Source organism: Streptomyces sp. NPDC111802, assembly GCF_055634335.1.
Genome location: NZ_JBVKCZ010000185.1, coordinates 1 through 2336 on the forward strand (window position 1 = coordinate 1; position 2336 = coordinate 2336).

Genomic DNA, 2336 nt, shown 5'->3' on the forward strand with positions numbered 1-2336 from the left:
GGGTGTACTTGTTGGGTGATGCCACTTCGTGCTTCCTCGTTTCCTTGACAGGACAACCCTATTGGGTCCCTGTCCGGAATCTCCGGGGCACCTCAAACTCCTGGTGCCGATAAAGGGCGGGGACTTCGAAGAGCACCTATGGCTGCTGCCCGCCTGCAAGGACGCCTTCCTGCTCGATGCGAAGCTGGCCACAAGCCGGAACGTACGCATCAAGGAGACGGCACTGGAGAAGGCCCTCGAACCGGTGGAGCAGGACTTCGACTACATCGTCGTCGACTGCCCCCCGAGTCTGGGCTACTCGATGGACACAGCGCTGTACTACTCCCGCACCCGTGACGGCGAAGAGGCCAGCACGTCGGGAATCGTGATCCCGGTTCTGGCCGAGGACTCCTCCGCTGACGCCTACGACATGCTCTACGACCAGATCCAGGACCTCATCGCGGACATGGAGGTCACGATTTCCATGCTGGGCTTCGTGGTCAACATGTACGACAGCCGCAAGGGCTACGTGGCCACCTCGTCCCTCGAGGAGTGGAACAGCATCGGCGATCCCCCGGTCATCGCCGTTATTCCCGAACTGAAGGATCAGCGAGAAGCCGTCCGTGTGAAGAAGCCCTTGCTGGTACACGCCCCTTACGGCGACCAGGCGGACGTGATGCGGACTGTGGCACGGAGGATCAGCGCATGAGCAAGGCCGATCAACTGGGGACCGGAAGGTCGTTCGGCCAGGTGCCGAGGGGCCGGAGCGCCCGAGGCAGGGCTAAGGCAGTCACTCAGGGCGACGTGCCGATGTACGAACTCGTGCGCCTGCACCTGGATGAGGTCGCGCCCACTCCGCTGAACCCACGCCGGAACTTTGGCACGGAAGAGGAATTGACCCGGTTCGGTGAGGAGCTGCGGCAAGCGCAGTTGGCGGCGTGTGTGGCGGTCACGCGTGACGCCTACCTGGCACTGTGGCCCGCGCATGAGGACCGTGTCGGCTCCGCCAAGCACATCCTGGTCAACGGTGAGCGCCGCTATCGCAGCGGCGTCCATGTCGGGCTCGAGTCGCTTGACTTCGTTGTCCGGGACGACCTTGCCTCCTCCCGCGAGCAGTTCATCAACCACCTGCTCAAGGAGAACCTGGACCGCGAGGACTTCAACGTCATAGAGCGGGCCCGCGGCGTTCAGCAGCTGGTCGACATCTGCGTGGAGAAGGAGGAGCGGGGTGCTCGTGCACGCGCGGCTGAGCAGCTGGGCAAGGACCGGTCCTGGGTGACCAACCAGCTCTCTCTGCTGGAGCTACCGGAGGAGCTTCAGGCCATGCTCGGCGCCGGCAGTCTGCCTGAGCGCGATGGCCGCTATCTCGCCCGGCACCTCAAAGAGAACCCGGGTCTCGATGCCGCTGGCCTGCTGGAACACCTCAAGGCGGCGAAGGAAGCCGTTGCCCTGGCTAAGCTGCGCGATCAAGCAGTGCTGGACGCGGCGCGTGAGGCTCAGGCTGGCACGCAAAGGGAGTCGTTGTCCGCGGACAACAAACTGGGCGAGGCCGACAACAAGGTCGTCGACGCACCCTCCGAGGTATTTGAGCAACCTCCCGCCGACGCTCCCTCGTTGTCCGCGGACAACAAACCGAGGAGTGGTGACCGGGGGACGTCCGTCCGCTCCCACCAGGAATCCCCCGCAGCGGGTGACGAGCCGAGGGCCATCCCTCCCCAAGGGGGCGCGCGAGGCGGCGACCAGACGCCGGCTCTGCCTTGGGACGACCCGGCTTGGTTCGATAAGCAGTTGAGGCTTCACATGACGCCTGAACATCGCAAGACGCTGGTCTGGCTGCTGTCTGCCGACAAGTGACGGTGGGTGGGTCATCCGTTGCCGGCTGCCCACCCACCCCTCATTGCGGCGTCAGCCCCTCGCTGGGTTCGTCTTTCTGAGTCACTACCGTCCCGGTGATGATGCGCGGCGTTGGGCGGGGGGACTCAGACTCCCCCGCGGGGTTCATGATCGGCTGGGATCCTCGAGGCGAGCTCGTTCCGGCAGCCCTGCGATGCTGCCGGAACTGACGAACCGTTGAGGCGTCCGTCCGAATGAGATGCGGCAGAACCTGATCGACGCGCTCGTCGTTGCCGAACTCCGCAAGAATCCGCACAACTCGTTCCGCGAGTGCCCGATCCTCCTGGATCGACATGGACCCCTTCCGCAGAAAGCGCAGTGCATGCGCAAGATCCTGCGGCGGCCGCTGAAGCGCCATGCCCCGCAGGAAGCAGGCTGTCCTGGAACGTAACGAGGCCCTGTTCCCGCCGGCGTAAACCGGCCGGGGACAGGGCCTCTTGGCAGGTTCGATGTCTATGAGATCC

The 2336-nt window shown here is 64.6% G+C and carries 3 protein-coding genes; 2 read left to right on the plus strand and 1 reads right to left on the minus strand.

What is annotated here, in order from left to right:
• The first annotated feature begins 103 nt into the window (after positions 1-103).
• Together ACZ7NC_RS45240 and ACZ7NC_RS45245 are read left to right on the plus strand one after the other, a co-directional pair.
• Entirely contained in the window at positions 104-688 is a 585-nt protein-coding gene (locus tag ACZ7NC_RS45240; protein WP_471498214.1) for a ParA family protein, read from the plus strand.
• Entirely contained in the window at positions 685-1833 is a 1149-nt protein-coding gene (locus tag ACZ7NC_RS45245) for a ParB/RepB/Spo0J family partition protein (RefSeq protein WP_471498218.1), read from the plus strand. Before ACZ7NC_RS45240 ends, ACZ7NC_RS45245 begins: the two co-directional genes overlap by 4 nt.
• Before the next feature lie 40 nt (positions 1834-1873).
• Here the strand turns inward: ACZ7NC_RS45245 and ACZ7NC_RS45250 are convergent, their stop codons facing one another.
• Entirely contained in the window at positions 1874-2167 is a 294-nt protein-coding gene (locus ACZ7NC_RS45250; RefSeq protein ID WP_471498223.1) for a hypothetical protein, read from the minus strand.
• Positions 2168-2336 lie beyond the last annotated feature (169 nt).